Here is a 16736-nt window from a genome sequence, read left to right on the forward strand (position 1 = left end):
ACCTAAAATAGTGAGGATGAATCGTAAATCATACCCAAAGAGATTGGTGTTACAGTCTGGCCATCCGTACATAAATCCTAATGTATATAGAAAACTCTACGCTTAGGAAAATGAACAAAGCCAATACCACTGTAGCTTCAAGTGAAAAGGGGATCACCAAACCAACGGGTTTTTGACATGGATTTAATTCTTTCCTTACTGCAACAGATGTGTGTTTACCTCGTTCTCGCTTATATGTTGAGCAAAACACCCATTTTCTTGCCGCTGCTTAACATTTCCAGTCGAATTAGCCACAAAATCAGTACCTATGTTTTGTTTTCCCTCTTTTGCATCATGGGCACCTATTTTGGTTTGCAGATCAACGATGCGATTGCCAATACGCGGGCGATAGGTGCCGTCATGGGTGGGTTATTTGGTGGCCCCATTGTGGGGTTTGCGGTTGGATTTACTGGCGGTATGCATCGCTACACTTTAGGCGGTTTTACCGATGTGGCATGCGCCATTTCAACCACTGCAGAAGGCTTGATTGGTGGATTGCTGCACACCTATTTACTGAGAAAGGGCAAAGGGCGACTCCTGTTTAGCCCCAGCATTGTTTTTGCCGTAACACTGTTTGCTGAGATAGTGCAAATGTTGGTAATTTTGTTAGTCGCTAAACCGTTTGTTGATGCGTACGCCTTAGTCTCGACCATCGCCGCGCCCATGATCATAGCTAACTCAGTCGGCGCAGCGCTATTCATGAGCATTTTACAAGACAGAAAAACCATTTTTGAAGAGTACTCCGCCACCTTTTCTCGTCGCGCACTGAATATTGCTGAGCGTTCAGTTGGCATTTTGGCCAACGGTTTTAATCCACACAATGCAGGTAAAGTCGCTCGAATTGTTTACGAAATGACCAATGTTGGCGCGGTATCCATCACCGATAGAGAAAAAATACTCGCGTTTATCGGTATCGGTGATGACCACCACAAACCCAATACGCCAATCTCATCACAAAGTACACTCGATGCGATCACCAAAAACCGCATTATTTACCTCGACGGAAAAGATTCCCCTTATCAATGCTCACTCTCTAAAAACTGCAAACTCGGTTCAGCGTTAATCATTCCACTTAGAGCAGGTGATCGCGTAATTGGAACCATAAAGCTGTACGAGCCGAAGCGTAAACTTTTTTCAACCATTAACATGTCAATGGCGGAAGGGATTGCACAATTACTGTCGAGCCAAATTCTGTACGGCGAATACCAACAAAAGCAGATGCTGCTTTCCCGTGCCGAGATCAAACTGCTGCATGCTCAAGTCAACCCTCACTTTCTGTTTAATGCGCTCAATACCATTAGTGCCATCACCCGCCGTGATCCCGACAAAGCGCGAGAACTTATCCAGCATCTTTCGCACTTCTTTCGTAGTAACCTCAAACAAAATATTGAGACAGTGACTCTTAAAGAAGAATTAGCACATGTCAAAGCCTACTTAACCATAGAACAAGCGCGTTTTGCCGATCGCCTTGAAGTGGATATCGCCATCGATGATGCATTACTGCTTGAGCGCAATGTACCCAGTTTTACTCTACAGCCACTGGTAGAAAATGCGATAAAGCACGGCACCTCTAACTTGTTAGAAGGCGGGCGGGTACGAATCTACAGCCAAGTGCAAACGGAAGGATACAAAATTGTAGTGGAAGATAATGCGGGCAGTTACCAAGCTCCGAATGAAGATTACGATGGTTTAGGCATGCAAATTGTCAATAAACGCTTAACTAATAAATTTGGCGAACAAGCCGCACTAAAAACGGAAGTATTGGCTAATCAATACACACGAATGAGCTTTCTCATTCCTCATCAAGGATTTAACTAAGGGAATAACATGCTATCGGCACTGGTTATTGATGACGAACTGCTCGCTCGGGAAGAACTGACTGAGCTACTAGAAGAGACGGGCGATGTTGATGTGATTGGTCACGCCAGTAATGCGATCGAAGGGTTAAAAAAAATCAATCAGCTAAAGCCAGACGTGGTGTTTCTCGACATCCAAATGCCACAAGTTACTGGCATTGAGCTGCTAGGGATGCTTGACCCAGATACGATGCCCAATGTGGTGTTTGTCACCGCTTATGATCAGTATGCGCTGCAAGCGTTTGAGGAAAATGCGTTTGATTATCTACTCAAGCCAGTTGACCCTGAGCGCTTAAAGAAAACGCTGCAACGTTTAGTTCGCCAAGGGCAAAAAAAGCAGGATTTTTCGATTTTATCACCAGCAGGGTTAGATCAAGTTCCCTGCATTGGATTAAATCGAATTGTGATCATTGCCACCAAAGATGTCGAGTTTGCTTTGAGCGACATCAGTGGTGTTCATGTGCAAACCCATTTACAACGAGCCACCAGCCAACTAACGCTCAAAATTTTGGAAGAAAGAACGCCACTGGTTCGTTGTCACCGCCAGTATTTAATCAATACTAGGGCCATTAAAGAGATCAAATTATTGGACAATGGGCTGGCGGAAATCATCACCCTGAGTGATCACAAAGTGCCCGTCAGCCGACGTTATCTAAAAAATTTAAAAGAAGTTCTGGGTTTTCACTAACCGCAACGAATAGAAAATAACGGCGCTGAAGCTTTCACGCACAGCGCCATTTTTTTACTCACCAAGCAGTCGTTTCATCGCTTCTGAGGCTTGTTTCCACTGTTCAGTGCTTTGCAGTTGAGGAAGATTAAAAGCACGACGTTTGAGTAGAGACTCAGCCGCTGGCACGTCCAAAATCGGCAAATTATCCAATACTTCAATTTGAGCTGCGCGTTGATTGCACACTAAAATCATGTCACATCCAGCGGCTAGCGATTGATGCGCGCGCTCGGCAGGACCGCCCATGACAGATGCCCCTTCCATTGTTAAATCATCAGAAAAGACTAATCCTTTGAACCCTAACTGCTGGCGAAGTACTTGCTTCAACCAAAACGCAGAGCCGCTGGCAGGTTGATCATCATAGTGAGGATAAATCACATGCGCAGGCATCATGGCATCGAGCACTCCAGCTTCAATCTGCGCTTTGAATATTGCCATGTCCTCTTCCATCACCGTGCTGCGCTCATCATAGGGCGTCTCAAGATGCGAGTCAGCGATTACCCCGCCGTGACCGGGAAAGTGTTTACCTGTTGTTGCCATGCCAGCCTCTTTCATACCTTGCATATAGGCTGAACTGTGGCGAATGATGCTCTGTACATCATCACCAAAAGCACGATTACCAATCGCTTTACACGCATGACCTTTATCCAATACAGGAGCAAAGCTGAGATCAATATCATGAGCAATCAACTCCGCCGCCATCAGCCAGCCACCTTGGCGAGCTAATGCTTCACCATTATTCTGCTTGGCATACTGCTGCGCGGCAGGGATCAGCGAAAACCCATCACGAAAACGTTGTACTCGCCCACCTTCTTGATCGACACCAATCAAAATCGGACGTTTTGCTGCGTGGCGAATCGCTTTATTAAGCGCAAGCAACTGCGCGTTATCGTGATAATTACGCGCAAAAAGAATGACCCCGCCGACAGTGGGATGCTCAAGAATCTCTTTGTCTTCAGCGCTCAATTCACAGCCTGCCACATCTAGCCACAACGGTCCCATGCTCACTCCAAAAATTTACTTAAACAGTTAATTTAACGAGGTTATTCGCTTTGAATTTCTATTACAATGATTTTGTTTTTGAGTTGAAGGAGAAGCGAATGAAGAGCATTGAACGCTACATTGGTGTGATGTCTGGCACCAGCATGGATGGTGTCGATACAGCGCTGGTCGAAATGGATGGCAACCAAATTCGTTTATTGGCTCACGCTGATTTCCCAATGCCAGAAGATCTCAAACAGCGTTTGCTGAATGTCTGTATTGGGCAATCAACCAATGTGCAAGAGATTGGCGAGTTAGACCACTTGCTCGGCCATCTGTTTGCTGATGCAGTCATCGCTTTACTGGCTCAATCAGGCTATCAAGCGTGCGATATTCGCGCGATTGGCTGCCATGGCCAAACGGTTTTTCATCAACCCAACGGTAATACGCCTTTTACGATGCAACTCGGTGATGCCAATATCATCAGCAGCAAAACTGGCATCGACACAGTGGCTGATTTTCGTCGCAAAGATATGGCGCTCGGCGGCCAAGGAGCTCCATTAGTCCCTGCATTTCACGACACCATTTTCAAATCAACCGATTCGAGCGTTGTAGTACTCAATATTGGCGGCATCGCTAATATTTCGGTACTGCGGCCGCAGCAAAAAGTATTAGGCTACGATACGGGCCCGGGCAATATGTTGATGGATGCGTGGTGCTTTGAACAGACAGGCCATAAGTTTGATGATAATGGCATGTGGGCGAGATCGGGAAAGGTACACCAACCACTACTCGAACGTCTCAATCAAGAGCCGTACCTTGCGTTGAATGCACCGAAAAGTACAGGTCGCGAGCTGTTTAATCTCCCTTGGCTTCAGCAGATATTGGCTGAGTTTTCGTTAGCAGCAGAAGATGTGCAACGTACACTCTGTGAATACACAGCACTCACCATCGCCACGCAAGTCGCACACTACCAATGTGGGCCAGCGCCGGAATTGCTGCTGTGTGGGGGCGGTGCCCGTAACCCGCTATTGGTTGAACGTTTGCAGGCCCATTTAGCACACTGGCGCATCATGCCCACCAGCGATAAAGGGGTGGATAGTGACTACATGGAAGCGATGGCTTTTGCTTGGCTTGCTCAACGTCGTCTGCATAATTTACCCAGCAATCTACCAGAAGTAACCGGAGCAAGCGCTCTCGCTTCGTTGGGTGTGGTCTATTTTACTCATTAATAAGTAAGGAATGGTATGACTAATGACGCGCTGCTCTCTGCGCTTTCTCACCTTATTTCCGAAGGTCGCAACCCTGACACAATGGATATTGACCTACTATCAGCACAAGAAATTGTAGAACGGCTCAATCAACAAGATAAACACGTTCCGCTGGCCGTCGAAAAAGTCATTCCGGAGATCGCCTTAGCCGTGGATCGAATTACCTATGCATTCAAACATGGTGGTCGATTAATCTACATTGGCGCAGGAACCAGTGGTCGATTAGGCGTTCTTGATGCATCAGAGTGCCCTCCAACATTTGGGGTTAGCGATCAGATGGTGATTGGTTTGATTGCCGGTGGGAAAGAGGCCATGTTCAGTGCTAAAGAAGGGGCGGAAGATTGCGCAGAACTCGGCATTCAAGATCTCAAAAGTATTCATTTTACGGATCAAGATGTGGTTGTTGGCATTGCCGCTAGTGGGCGCACACCTTATGTCATCGGTGCCTTGGAGTATGCTAATGATTTGGGCGCGACAACCATTGCCCTATCATGTAACCCGGATTCCCCGATTGCAGAATTGGCTCAAATAGCCATTAGCCCTGTCGTTGGGCCAGAAGCTCTGACCGGTTCAACGCGCTTAAAATCCGGTACAGCGCAGAAGCTGGTACTCAACATGCTCACCACCGCTAGCATGATCCGTCTTGGTAAGAGTTACCAAAATTTAATGGTCGATGTTAAGGCCACTAACCGAAAACTCATCGCCAGAGCGGTGCGAATTGTGATGCAAGCAACCGACTGTGAACGCGCTGAGGCTGAATACTTATTAGCCCAAAGCAACAACAATGTAAAAGTAGCGATATTGATGCACTTGACGGGGTTAAGTTATGCAGAAGCTATGGATAAATTGACGGAGTCTGATGGTTTTCTTCGCCGGGCAATGGAAAGCGAATAAGAGAGCCACTAGTGGCTCTCAATCAAAAAATCAGTTAGAAAACTCATTCCAACCCCGTTGCCATTCCATGCGAAAGCGCTGTGCTTGCTCGGTTCCTTCGCACGCACCTTCATAATATAGTCCTGACAATCCAATTTGATAGGCGAAATTGGGGTTACAATACTCGCTTAGCCCTTTAACGTATCCCGTTTCGTAATCGGCTTGTTGCACCAAACCCAGCTCAGAAAGCTTTTTATAGCTACGCTGAGTATGACCTGTGACTCCATCTTGATAACCAATTTGTTGCCAATCTCCGTTTTGTGCTAATTCAGCATCAGAGGCCGCACACCCAATCATCAATATAGCAGCGCACAATACACTTAATTTTTTCATTGTTGTCCTTAAGTTCTTATTTTCATTCAATTAGCCTAGCAGATTGCTTGTAAGATGCCACTCATTGCCTCCCAGCAGCAAAGCATTATTGATCCAGATGATGAGACGAGCCTTAAACCACTTATTGTGTGAAATAGCCACTTAACTGGCTTATAGTGCCGCTCACTGGAAAAGCAGATGTTTCTCGTCACAGAGCCCTTTATTATCCACAGTGAGCTTAATTCATTCATAAAGGACAATTGCTATGATGTGGTTTCTTACCTGTGTCGCAGCCCTACTGGCCGGATACTTTATCTACGGCGCTTTTGTAGAAAAAGTATTTGGTATTAACGAGAACCGTAAAACACCGGCCCACACCATGAGTGATGGCGTGGACTATGTTCCTATGTCGACCAAAAAAGTCTACTTGGTACAATTGCTTAATATTGCTGGCGTAGGCCCAATTTTCGGCCCAATCATGGGCGCACTCTATGGTCCTGCGGCAATGTTGTGGATTGTCGTCGGCTGTATTTTTGCAGGTGCGGTGCATGACTACTTTTCAGGCATGTTGTCGGTACGCAATGGCGGCGCTTCAGTGCCTACCATTACCGGCCGTTACCTAGGCAATGGCGCCAAACATTTTATGAACATTTTTGCCATTGTACTGTTACTGCTCGTGGGGGTTGTTTTCGTTTCTGCGCCTGCAGGGATGATCACCAATCTGATTAACGAGCAAACGAGTCTAACGGTGAGCATGACCTCAATGGTGGTGATCATTTTCGCTTACTACATTCTCGCCACCATCGTTCCTGTCGATAAAATCATCGGCCGTTTCTACCCACTGTTCGGCGCATTGTTGATCTTTATGTCGGTTGGCTTAATGACCGCGATTGCACTTTCCAGTGAACACACTGTGATGGGCGGTTTTGAAATGAGCGACATGTTCAGCAACATGAACCCGAACGACCTACCACTTTGGCCAGCGCTCTTTATCACGATTGCTTGCGGTGCTATCTCTGGTTTCCATGCAACTCAGTCGCCATTGATGGCTCGCTGTATGGAAAACGAAAAAAATGGCCGCTTCGTGTTTTACGGTGCGATGATTGGTGAAGGAATTATCGCACTTATCTGGTGTGCGATTGCACTCTCTTTCTTTGGCTCATTGGAAGGATTATCAGAAGCGGTGAAAAACGGCGGCCCGGGTAACGTTGTGTACAGCGCATCCTTTGGCTTATTAGGTGTGTTTGGCGGCATCATCGCCTTCTTGGGTGTGGTTATCCTACCCATCACCTCAGGCGACACTGCATTTCGCTCTAGTCGTTTGATCTTAGCTGAATATTTCAATATGGAACAAAAAACGCTGCGTAATCGCTTGTTCATGGCACTGCCGCTGTTTGTTTTGGGTGCCATTCTCACTCAAGTGGATTTCGGTATTATTTGGCGCTACTTCGGTTTTGCCAACCAAACCACAGCAGTAATGATGCTTTGGACCGCTTCCGCCTATTTACTACGCCATAACAAACTGCATTGGATTGCGACTATCCCCGCGATGTTTATGACCACGGTTTGTGCCACCTTCATTCTTAATAACAGTGCATTAGGCTTTGGCTTACCGATGCAAGCATCAACCATTGCCGGTATTTTGTTCTCACTGTCCGTAACCATATATGTAATTAGAATCTCCAAAGGTAAAGGCGACATCGAACTTACCGATGAAGAAAAACCGAAAGCAGTCACAGAAACTGCATAGTGTGAATGACGCTTCGCTTGCGTTATAGAAAAGGGCTTCCATTTGGAAGCCCTTCTTCTTTTATTGGTACGTCTACAAATACTTTTTATTGACTAGTCGATTTGCTTGATTTGCAGCTCTTTGGGCACTTCAAAAAACATGTTCTCTTCTCGTCCAAGCACTTCTTCAACCGATTGAGCACCAAGCTCTTTAATTCGATCTAGGATCTGATTCACTAATGCTTCGGGTGCCGATGCGCCGGCCGTGACGCCAACGGTTTTCTTACCATCAAACCACGTTGGATCAATATCTTCAGGGCAATCAATCAAGTAACCCGGCGTTCCGAGCTTTTCCGCCAATTCTTTTAAACGCGTAGAGTTTGATGAATTTTTCGAGCCCACCACCACCACCAAATCAACATCCAATGCAAGTTGACGCACCGCATCTTGGCGGTTTTGTGTCGCGTAACAGATATCATCTTTACGTGGTCCCTGAATATCAGGAAACACTTCACGCAATTTATCAATCACATCGGCTGTTTCATCCACCGACAAGGTGGTTTGGCTAACATAATGTAAATTAGTCGGATCTTTAACGATAGCTTTTAGCGATTCAACATCTTCCGGTTTTTCAACCAAGTACATGCCGCCTTTTTTACTGGCGTATTGGCCCATGGTTCCTTCCACTTCAGGATGACCTGCATGGCCAATCAGCACTACTTCCATACTGCGGCGACTGGCTCGAGCCACTTCCATATGCACTTTAGTCACCAAAGGGCAAGTGGCATCAAACACGGTTAATGCACGCGCTTTCGCTTCAAGTCTCACCGCTTGCGAAACGCCATGAGCAGAAAAGATCACAATATTGTCATCAGGTACTTCGTGTAAGTCCTCAACAAAAATGGCCCCGCGCTGCTTCAGCCCTTCCACCACAAAGCGGTTATGCACCACTTCATGTCGTACATAAATCGGAGGCTGATACAGCTCAAGTGCGCGTTCAACAATGCTGATCGCACGATCAACACCGGCGCAAAAACCACGAGGGTTGGCTAACAATATTTTCATTTCATTGCTCATTGAATAGGGTTATCGCAAGTTGACAATTATTCTACAGACAAAATTTCAACATCAAAAATGACATCTTGTCCTGCAAGTGGGTGGTTAAAATCAACCGTTACCGAATCGCCCGCAATAGCGGTGATAATGCCAGGAATTTCTAAGCCATCGCGGCCACTAAACGCCATAATCGTGCCAACTTCCACCTCAGTATTACCGGCAAATTTGGCGCGATCCATATGGTGGATGTTATCTGGGTTAGACAAACCAAACGCGTCTTCGGCTTTTAACTCAATGGTTTTGGATTCTCCGGCACTCAGACCGATTAAGCACAACTCAAAATTGTCGCTTAGACTGCCATCACCAATAACCAATTTCGCTGGTTTGCCCATATTATGAGTGCTATCCGCAATAGAGCCATCTTTTAATTTAATGGTGAAGTGTAGGGTTACCGCACTGTTTGCTTTTATTGTCGTCACGTGATTTCTCTTTATTTATTTTAGTGTGGAGACAAGGCATCCATAACGACATAAAAATGCCCGTTTTTAGTACGCCTATCGCCACCGTATTTTTAGAGATGAAGAGTAAACAAAAAGCGCCACCTGAATCAACAGACAGCGCTTAGGGTTATTCAACTATTTTAGCCATTATGAGTGCGCATCGTCTTTTTTACGAAAGCCATCAAGGATAATCATTGCTGCACCAAGGCAAATGGCACTGTCAGCCAAGTTAAACGCTGGCCAGTGATAATTGCCCCAGTAGAAATCAAGATAATCAACCACAAAACCGTGCACGATACGATCAAACACGTTGCCGATTGCACCACCAATAATCATGGCATAAGCGATATTATGCCACTTCTCTTGCGCAGGCAGCTTACTCATCCAGTAAGTGAGGAGCCCCGTCACCGCAAAGGCGATAGCGGTAAACAACCAACGTTGCCAACCCGCTTGATCACCTAAAAAGCTAAATGCCGCACCATAGTTATGTACATAAAGTAGGTTAAAAAAAGGCATTACTTCGATGCGATTTGCCCAACCATACCCCATGTTATCCATGACCATCAGCTTTATACCGACATCAAGGGTAAAGACCAGAAGCGCTAGCCATAGCCAGCGAACTCCTGATTGTTTCCAAGTAAGCGTCTGCTCTGCCATATTGAATCCCAATATTATTAAGCGAACTTACGAACTTCGCCTTCACCATCCACGTTCGACACACAACGGCCACAAATAGTTTCATGACCAGTGATAGTGCCAACGTCAGGAGTATGATGCCAACAACGATCGCACTTCTCTGCTTCCGTTGCGCTCACCAACACAAACAAGCCTGTTGTTTCCGTTGCTTGTGCCGCATCGCTTTTCTCAGCCAGAGGCTTCACTATCGCTTTTGATGTCAGCAGTACAAAACGCAGTTCATCTTCAAGCTTGTTTAACTGAGCCACTAAAGCGTCATCAGCAAACAGCACCACTTCAGCTTGTAATGAGCCACCAATGATTTTTTCACTGCGAGCAGTTTCAAGCAACTTGTTCACCGAGCTACGAACTTTTTGCATCTCTGCCCAAAATTCATTGTTCAACTCTTCGCCTTCAGTTAACCCAAACAGACCTTCAAACCACTCACCCGTAAAGACAAATTTTTCACGCGGCTCGCCATTAGCTTGCATCGCTGGCATTTCGTTCCAAATTTCATCAGCCGTAAATGACATGATCGGTGCCATCCAACGAACCAAAGCCTCAACGATGTAATACAGCGCCGTTTGACAGCTACGCTGTGCATGTGCACCTTGTTTAGCGGTGTATTGGCGATCTTTAATCACATCAAGGTAGAACGAACCCATTTCAATTGAGCAGAAGTGCATCAAACGTTGGATCACGCCATGCGTATTATACTCTTCATATGCTTTGACAATTTCTTGTTGCGCCGCAAAGGCACGGCCTACGGCCCAGCGATCCAGCGACACCATCTCGTCAGCTGCAACCATATCCGTTGCTGGGTTAAATCCATTGAGGTTGGCTAAGAAGAAACGTGCTGTATTACGGATACGGCGATAAGCATCCGCCGAACGTTTTAGAATTTCGTCAGAAACCGCCACTTCACCAGTGTAATCAGTCGATGCAACCCATAGACGCAGGATGTCTGCACCCAGTTTATTGGTGACATCTTTTGGCGCAACCACGTTGCCGATTGATTTTGACATCTTGCGGCCATGACCATCGACCACAAAGCCATGCGTCAATACTTGTTTGTAAGGCGCAGCACCTTTCATTGCTACCGATGAAATCAATGAAGATTGGAACCAACCACGATGCTGATCTGAACCTTCAAGGTACAGATCTGCACCGTGGCCATTGAACTCTTCACGCTTATCAACAACGGCGTAGTGAGTCACACCAGAGTCGAACCACACATCCAGTGTATCGAGTACTTTTTCGTAATGCTTGGCATCTTCCTCGCCCAAGATCTCAGCAGTGTCGACATCCCACCACGCTTGAATCCCTTTTTGTTCTACCAATTGCGCCACTGTTTCAATCAGCGCAGGGCTATTAGGATGAAGTTCTGCCGTCTCTTTATGCACAAATAGCGCAATCGGTACACCCCAAGTACGCTGACGAGAAATACACCATTCAGGACGACCTTCAATCATTGCTTCGATGCGGCTTTGACCCCATTCCGGCATCCATTGTACGCCTTTGATCGATTCTAGAGCTTGGGCGCGCAGACCGGCTTGCTCCATAGAAACAAACCATTGTGGTGTTGCACGGAAAATGATTGGGGTTTTATGACGCCAGCAATGAGGATAACTATGCTCGTAGGCATGGTGGTGCAACAAAGCACCTTTTTCTTTCAGTACTTCAAGTACAGAGTCATTCGCTTTAAACACATGTTGACCAGCAAATAGCTCGGTGTCTGCTAGATATACGCCGTTTGAACCGACAGGGTTGGCTACTTCAAGGCCGTATTGCTGACCGACCACGAAGTCTTCTTGACCATGACCAGGTGCAGTATGAACGACACCAGTACCCGATTCAGTAGTTACGTGCTCACCCAAAATCGCAGGCACAGTAAATGCGTAAAATGGATGATTAAAAGGCATTAGTTCGAGGTCTGCACCTCGGCAAAAACCAAGGTTGTGGTAATGACTGATACCAGCACGATCCATGACACTTTTTGCAAGTTCTGACGCAACGATAATGCGTTCAGCAGAGCGTTCACCGTCTGCTTCAATTTGCAGCAAAACATATTCAAGATCATCACGTAAGCAGACTGCGCGGTTAGCTGGCAAGGTCCAAGGTGTGGTTGTCCAAATGACAATCGACACTTCACCGTGGCCGGCGTGATCAGCCGCGAGCGTGAACTTTTCAAGCAGCGCCGCTTCATCGGCTGCTTTGAATCGTACGTCAATCGAAGGTGACACTTTATCTTTGTATTCAACTTCCGCTTCAGCCAGTGCTGAACCACAATCAGTACACCAGTGAACAGGTTTGAAACCTTTCAGCAGGTGGCTTTTATCGGCAATTTTACCCAATGCGCGAATAATGTTCGCTTCGGTGGCGAAATCCATGGTGCGATAAGGTTTATCCCACTCACCCATGATGCCCAAACGCTTAAAGCTCTCTTTCTGGCCTTCCACTTGACCTGCTGCATATTCACGGCATTTTTCACGAAACTCAGCCGCGGTCACTTTCTGGCCCGGTTTGCCGACTTTTTTCTCTACCATCAATTCGATAGGTAGCCCGTGACAGTCCCAACCTGGGATGTAAGGCGCGTCAAAACCAGATAAGGTTTTCGATTTGATAATAATGTCTTTAAGAATCTTATTCAGTGCGTGACCAATATGAATATCACCGTTGGCATAAGGAGGGCCATCGTGCAATACGAAAGATTTTTTGCCTTTTTTGGCTTTACGGATTTCGCCGTAAAGATCTTCTTGATACCAACGCTTTAACATTTCTGGCTCACGTTTAGCCAGATCGCCACGCATTGGAAACCCTGTTTCAGGTAGGTTCAGGGTATCTTTATAATCACTCATCGATTCTTAATTCCGTTATATTGGGCGACGTTAGACATGATATTAATCGGTGGAATAATCCGACTAATTCTTTAGCTGATGCAACCACACCCTTGCCGCATCAGCATCCAATTCAATTTGTTGCTTTAACGCTCCAAAAGATTCAAATTTCTTTTCATCTCGAAGCTTATGTAAAAGTGCCACTTCTAGCTGTTTGCCATATAAATTGGCATGAAAGTCAAACAAGTGTACTTCAAGTTGTTGGCGAACCCCGTTGACTGTTGGCCTATTACCAATATTGGCAATTCCTCCGATAGGCGAGTTATCAAGGCCATAGACATTGACGACGTAAACACCAGAGACCGGTGAAACACAGCGCTTAAGCGGAATGTTCGCTGTAGGGAAACCAATGGTTCGCCCTAACTTTTGACCATGCGACACTCGACCACTGATACCGTAATCACGACCGAGCATCTGTTTAGCTAACACTAAGTCATCGCTTGCTAAAGCGTTACGAATAGCAGTACTACTCACTCTTTGTTGTTGCAAGCAAAAACTGTGGGTACTTACCACCTCAAAACCAAACTGTTGTCCAGCTTGCTGCAGCATACTGAAATTACCTTGGCGATTTTTACCAAAACAAAAATCATCACCAATCACCAGAAACTTAACACCCAACTGAGCGACCAACAAGTCACGAATAAAAGCTTCTGCCGTTAAATTAGCAAAGTGCTGGTTAAAATTCACACATAACAATCTGTCAACCGACTGCTTGTTCAGTTGCACAAATTTATCACGTAATCGAGTTAATCGAGCTGGTGCATTGTGCTTGGCAAATAATTCTAATGGCTGCGGTTCAAACGTCATGACCACCGAAGGTAAACCCAATAATTGCGCTTTCTTGGATACTTGCTTCAAAACTTGCTGATGTCCTAAATGAACACCATCAAAGTTTCCGATGGTTAATACACAGCCATGATGCTGTGGCTTGATATTGTGAATGCCGCGAATCAATTCCATTAGAAAATGCTTAAAACCTATAGTTCTCAATTAGCAAGGTGCGAAACCGACGGATTATATACTAATCACCATTAATCTGTCGCCGCTTTTAAGTCTTTTAAACGCACGCCAAGCACGGCTAGGCAAAGCAAATAACTGACCGCACCGATACTGATCAGCATCACCAATGATGTAGCCCTCTGTGTCAGGCTCCACTCTAGCCACGTTGACATTTCTTCCAATTGCCAAACAATGACCACAACCATCGCACTGCTGGCCACCATTAAGCGAATAATAAAACCAATAGTTTTACGGGTGATCTGATACACCCCTTGCACATGTAACCCTCTGTAAAGCAGTGCCATGTTGATAAAAGCAGATAATGACGTAGCTAACGCCAAACCAACATAACTTAAATGCCACGCTAAAAGTGCATTGAAGACCATATTAGAGATCATGGCGATAATGCCATAACGAACTGGCGTTTTGGTGTCTTGCCGAGAGTAGTACCCTGGTGCAAGCACTTTGATCAGCATAAAACTGATCAAGCCCAAACCAAATGCATAGAGTGACAACGCCGTTTGATTGACATCATTCGGGGTAAACTCACCTCGCATAAATAGCACCATAAGCATCGGTTTTGCCAACACAATCAGGCCTAACATCGCAGGAAAACCGAGCAGACAAACCATACGAATACCCCAATCCATAGTTTGCGAAAATCCTTCGCTGTGGGCATCAACATGTTTACGGGATAATGCGGGCAAAATAACGGTAGCGATCGCAATACCAAATAAGCCTAACGGAAATTCTAGCAAACGGTCTGAATAGTAAAGCCAGCTGATGGAGCCCGTTTGTAAGAAGCTGGCAATGAAGGTGTCCAGCAATAAGTTAATTTGACTGACCGATACCCCAAAAAGAGCGGGCAACATCAAAGTGCGAATTTTCACAACCCCCGGTTCATTCCAACCCCATTGAGGCCAAACCAATAAACCTGCTTTGAGCAAAAATGGAATTTGAAATAGAAACTGGACCAATCCCCCAAGAAGGACGCCAATCGCCAAGCCAATTTCCGGTTGCTGCAAGTGCGGCGACAAAAACCAAGCGCAACCGATGATCATCACATTCAAAAATACAGGGGTAAAAGAAGAGACGGCAAATTTGCCCAGGGTATTGAGAATCGCTCCTGATAAAGCAACAAAAGTGATGAACCATAAGTAAGGAAAAGTGATTTTTAATAATAAACTCGCAAGCTCAAACTTATGCGCATCAGGACCATCATTAAGCCAATCTAAAAACCAACCAGCCCCAAACAGTGCCGTGACCGCACCAGAGCATAAGATCCCCACAACAGTCACCAAAGTGACAATCACCCCCAATGTGCCAGATGCTTTAGCAATCAGCTCGCGTGTTTTATTGATATCTCCGGATGAATGGTATTCTGTCAGTACTGGAACAAATGCTTGAGAAAACGCCCCTTCGGCAAATAGCCGACGTAAAAAGTTAGGAATTTTATTAGCAAAGAAAAAAACATCGGCACTCGCACCTGCCCCCATCAAATTCGCAACAACTACGTCACGAACTAGACCCAACACACGAGAAATCAACGTCATAGCACTGACAATCAAGCCAGATTTGAGTAGGCGTTTGCTCACTATTACCTCGAAAAACAAGCCAAAACGTCATTATCCACAGCAACACATAAGGAATGTCAGTGCGAGATCAGATAAGTATTAGCATTGGAAAAAAAATACTGTTAGAATCCCCGCATCTTAACCGCGATGACCTTCCTATACCAAAATTTGTTTGGCCTAGAACGGTTTTTGCACAAATCATTTGACAATTGAGAGCAAATAAGGGATATTCCCCGCCCTTAAATTGTCACCGAACTAAGTTTTTGGGAGTTAGACCCTTGGCAAATAGTAAATCTGCTAAGAAGCGCGCTATCCAAGCTGAGAAACGTCGTCAGCATAATGCTAGCCGTCGTTCTATGATGCGCACTTACATGAAGAAAACCATCGCAGCTATCGCAGCTGGCGATAAAGAAGCTGCAACTGCTGCATTTGCTGCAGTTACACCAATCCTTGACCGTATGTCGACTAAAGGTCTTGTTCACAAGAACAAAGCTGCTCGCCATAAGTCTCGTTTCGCTGCAGCAATCAAAGCTCTATAATTTAGACTTGGTTCCACGCGAAAATAAAAACCGGCTAAGGCCGGTTTTTTTATATCTGCAGCGTCAAGTAAAGTATTTACTCTAATTTCAATATAAAAAAATCCGAACTATGTTACTGAAACATAATTTCGGATTGTGTATTTTTCAAAACACTAGCGGCAGTATAAACCGTGTAACAACTCAATCATCGCCTTGATCTCATGGCTGCTGAGTGTGTAGTAAACCGTCTGAGCTTCTTTTCTTGTATCCACTAACCCATCTCTTCTTAACCAAGCAAGATGCTGCGAAAGTGCCGATTGACTCAATTCTAATTTCCCACATAGCTCACCAACCGACAGTTCTTGATTGTGTAATAAACACAATATTTGTAGGCGTCTTTCGTTAGCCATAGCCTTTAACAACACCACTGCTTTAGCGGAATTTTTTTCCATTTCTTGTAGGTTCATGAATAAGCTCCCTTGGAACAACTTCTTACATCAAACGCATCACAAGTTTGCATCTTCCTTAACCCAACAGGTTATGAGTTTATAAGTAAGGTTAGTACCTTTTTCTACGTAGTTTAATTGTTATACCGTTTATGACGGCAACCATTCAATAGAGCGTCAATAACGGCATCAGAAGGCGTATAACCAGTTTAGATTAGTATTAC

15 protein-coding genes are annotated in these 16736 nt (G+C 45.4%); 6 read left to right on the forward strand and 9 right to left on the reverse strand.

What is annotated here, in order from left to right:
* The first annotated feature begins 177 nt into the window (after positions 1 to 177).
* A complete protein-coding gene (locus AACT21_RS14095) occupies positions 178 to 1857 on the forward strand; it encodes a sensor histidine kinase (protein ID WP_088720932.1) in 1680 nt (559 codons plus the stop codon).
* A 9-nt stretch (positions 1858 to 1866) separates the two neighbouring features.
* Positions 1867 to 2583: a two-component system response regulator BtsR gene (gene btsR, locus AACT21_RS14100; RefSeq protein ID WP_017047891.1), complete on the forward strand. Its 717-nt coding sequence runs from the start codon at positions 1867 to 1869 to the stop codon at positions 2581 to 2583.
* 54 nt (positions 2584 to 2637) lie between these two features.
* Here btsR and nagZ read toward each other — a convergent pair whose 3' ends face one another.
* Entirely contained in the window at positions 2638 to 3624 is a 987-nt protein-coding gene (gene nagZ, locus AACT21_RS14105; RefSeq protein WP_038220500.1) for a beta-N-acetylhexosaminidase, read from the reverse strand.
* 98 nt (positions 3625 to 3722) lie between these two features.
* Between nagZ and AACT21_RS14110 the strand changes: the two genes are divergently transcribed.
* Both AACT21_RS14110 and murQ read left to right on the forward strand, forming a co-directional pair.
* Entirely contained in the window at positions 3723 to 4835 is a 1113-nt protein-coding gene (locus AACT21_RS14110; RefSeq protein WP_026028077.1) for an anhydro-N-acetylmuramic acid kinase, read from the forward strand.
* A gap of 15 nt (positions 4836 to 4850) precedes the next feature.
* Positions 4851 to 5768, forward strand: a complete 918-nt coding sequence (gene murQ, locus AACT21_RS14115) for an N-acetylmuramic acid 6-phosphate etherase (protein WP_094164109.1) — start codon at positions 4851 to 4853, stop codon at positions 5766 to 5768.
* Positions 5769 to 5798: 30 nt separating this feature from the next.
* Here the strand turns inward: murQ and AACT21_RS14120 are convergent, their stop codons facing one another.
* Complete coding sequence (locus tag AACT21_RS14120; protein ID WP_094164110.1) at positions 5799 to 6140, reverse strand: DUF2799 domain-containing protein; 342 nt, start codon at positions 6138 to 6140, stop codon at positions 5799 to 5801.
* 244 nt (positions 6141 to 6384) lie between these two features.
* Here AACT21_RS14120 and AACT21_RS14125 point away from each other — a divergent pair, with 244 nt between their 5' ends.
* Positions 6385 to 7869: a carbon starvation CstA family protein gene (locus AACT21_RS14125; RefSeq protein ID WP_017043277.1), complete on the forward strand. Its 1485-nt coding sequence runs from the start codon at positions 6385 to 6387 to the stop codon at positions 7867 to 7869.
* A 92-nt stretch (positions 7870 to 7961) separates the two neighbouring features.
* On the opposite strand, the gene ispH is transcribed toward AACT21_RS14125, so the two are convergent.
* The 6 genes from ispH to murJ form a co-directional block, all read right to left on the reverse strand.
* The gene (gene ispH / locus AACT21_RS14130; protein ID WP_013857553.1) at positions 7962 to 8924 is read right to left on the reverse strand and encodes a 4-hydroxy-3-methylbut-2-enyl diphosphate reductase; all 963 of its coding nucleotides are present in this window, start codon (positions 8922 to 8924) and stop codon (positions 7962 to 7964) included.
* A 26-nt stretch (positions 8925 to 8950) separates the two neighbouring features.
* Positions 8951 to 9382, reverse strand: a complete 432-nt coding sequence (gene fkpB, locus AACT21_RS14135; protein ID WP_013857554.1) for an FKBP-type peptidyl-prolyl cis-trans isomerase — start codon at positions 9380 to 9382, stop codon at positions 8951 to 8953.
* Between the two features lie 168 nt (positions 9383 to 9550).
* On the reverse strand, positions 9551 to 10060 hold the full coding sequence (lspA, locus tag AACT21_RS14140) for a signal peptidase II (RefSeq protein WP_026028078.1): 510 nt from the start codon (positions 10058 to 10060) through the stop codon (positions 9551 to 9553).
* Between the two features lie 17 nt (positions 10061 to 10077).
* Entirely contained in the window at positions 10078 to 12936 is a 2859-nt protein-coding gene (gene ileS, locus AACT21_RS14145; protein ID WP_094164111.1) for an isoleucine--tRNA ligase, read from the reverse strand.
* Positions 12937 to 12999: 63 nt separating this feature from the next.
* On the reverse strand, positions 13000 to 13935 hold the full coding sequence (gene ribF, locus AACT21_RS14150) for a bifunctional riboflavin kinase/FAD synthetase (RefSeq protein WP_026028079.1): 936 nt from the start codon (positions 13933 to 13935) through the stop codon (positions 13000 to 13002).
* 71 nt (positions 13936 to 14006) lie between these two features.
* Positions 14007 to 15569 (reverse strand): murein biosynthesis integral membrane protein MurJ, encoded by a 1563-nt coding sequence (murJ, locus tag AACT21_RS14155; protein ID WP_026028080.1) that lies wholly within the window; start codon positions 15567 to 15569, stop codon positions 14007 to 14009.
* A gap of 257 nt (positions 15570 to 15826) precedes the next feature.
* On the opposite strand from murJ, the gene rpsT reads away from it, so the two are divergent.
* On the forward strand, positions 15827 to 16087 hold the full coding sequence (gene rpsT / locus AACT21_RS14160) for a 30S ribosomal protein S20 (RefSeq protein WP_026027444.1): 261 nt from the start codon (positions 15827 to 15829) through the stop codon (positions 16085 to 16087).
* Between the two features lie 152 nt (positions 16088 to 16239).
* On the opposite strand, the gene AACT21_RS14165 is transcribed toward rpsT, so the two are convergent.
* The gene (locus AACT21_RS14165; protein WP_026028082.1) at positions 16240 to 16533 is read right to left on the reverse strand and encodes an ArsR/SmtB family transcription factor; all 294 of its coding nucleotides are present in this window, start codon (positions 16531 to 16533) and stop codon (positions 16240 to 16242) included.
* Between the last annotated feature and the right edge of the window lie 203 nt (positions 16534 to 16736).

This window comes from Vibrio sp. V08_P9A1T1, assembly GCF_963874405.1.
Classification (GTDB): domain Bacteria; phylum Pseudomonadota; class Gammaproteobacteria; order Enterobacterales; family Vibrionaceae; genus Vibrio; species Vibrio anguillarum.

Bases quoted from the DNA above. Each gene is read 5' to 3' on its own strand.
- AACT21_RS14095 (WP_088720932.1), top strand. From the start codon at position 178: ATGGATTTAATTCTTTCCTTACTGCAACAGATGTGTGTTTACCTCGTT.
- btsR (WP_017047891.1), top strand. From the start codon at position 1,867: ATGCTATCGGCACTGGTTATTGATGACGAACTGCTCGCTCGGGAAGAA.
- nagZ (WP_038220500.1), bottom strand. From the start codon at position 3,624: ATGGGACCGTTGTGGCTAGATGTGGCAGGCTGTGAATTGAGCGCTGAA.
- AACT21_RS14110 (WP_026028077.1), top strand. From the start codon at position 3,723: ATGAAGAGCATTGAACGCTACATTGGTGTGATGTCTGGCACCAGCATG.
- murQ (WP_094164109.1), top strand. From the start codon at position 4,851: ATGACTAATGACGCGCTGCTCTCTGCGCTTTCTCACCTTATTTCCGAA.
- AACT21_RS14120 (WP_094164110.1), bottom strand. From the start codon at position 6,140: ATGAAAAAATTAAGTGTATTGTGCGCTGCTATATTGATGATTGGGTGT.
- AACT21_RS14125 (WP_017043277.1), top strand. From the start codon at position 6,385: ATGATGTGGTTTCTTACCTGTGTCGCAGCCCTACTGGCCGGATACTTT.
- ispH (WP_013857553.1), bottom strand. From the start codon at position 8,924: ATGAGCAATGAAATGAAAATATTGTTAGCCAACCCTCGTGGTTTTTGC.
- lspA (WP_026028078.1), bottom strand. From the start codon at position 10,060: ATGGCAGAGCAGACGCTTACTTGGAAACAATCAGGAGTTCGCTGGCTA.
- ileS (WP_094164111.1), bottom strand. From the start codon at position 12,936: ATGAGTGATTATAAAGATACCCTGAACCTACCTGAAACAGGGTTTCCA.
- ribF (WP_026028079.1), bottom strand. From the start codon at position 13,935: ATGGAATTGATTCGCGGCATTCACAATATCAAGCCACAGCATCATGGC.
- AACT21_RS14165 (WP_026028082.1), bottom strand. From the start codon at position 16,533: ATGAACCTACAAGAAATGGAAAAAAATTCCGCTAAAGCAGTGGTGTTG.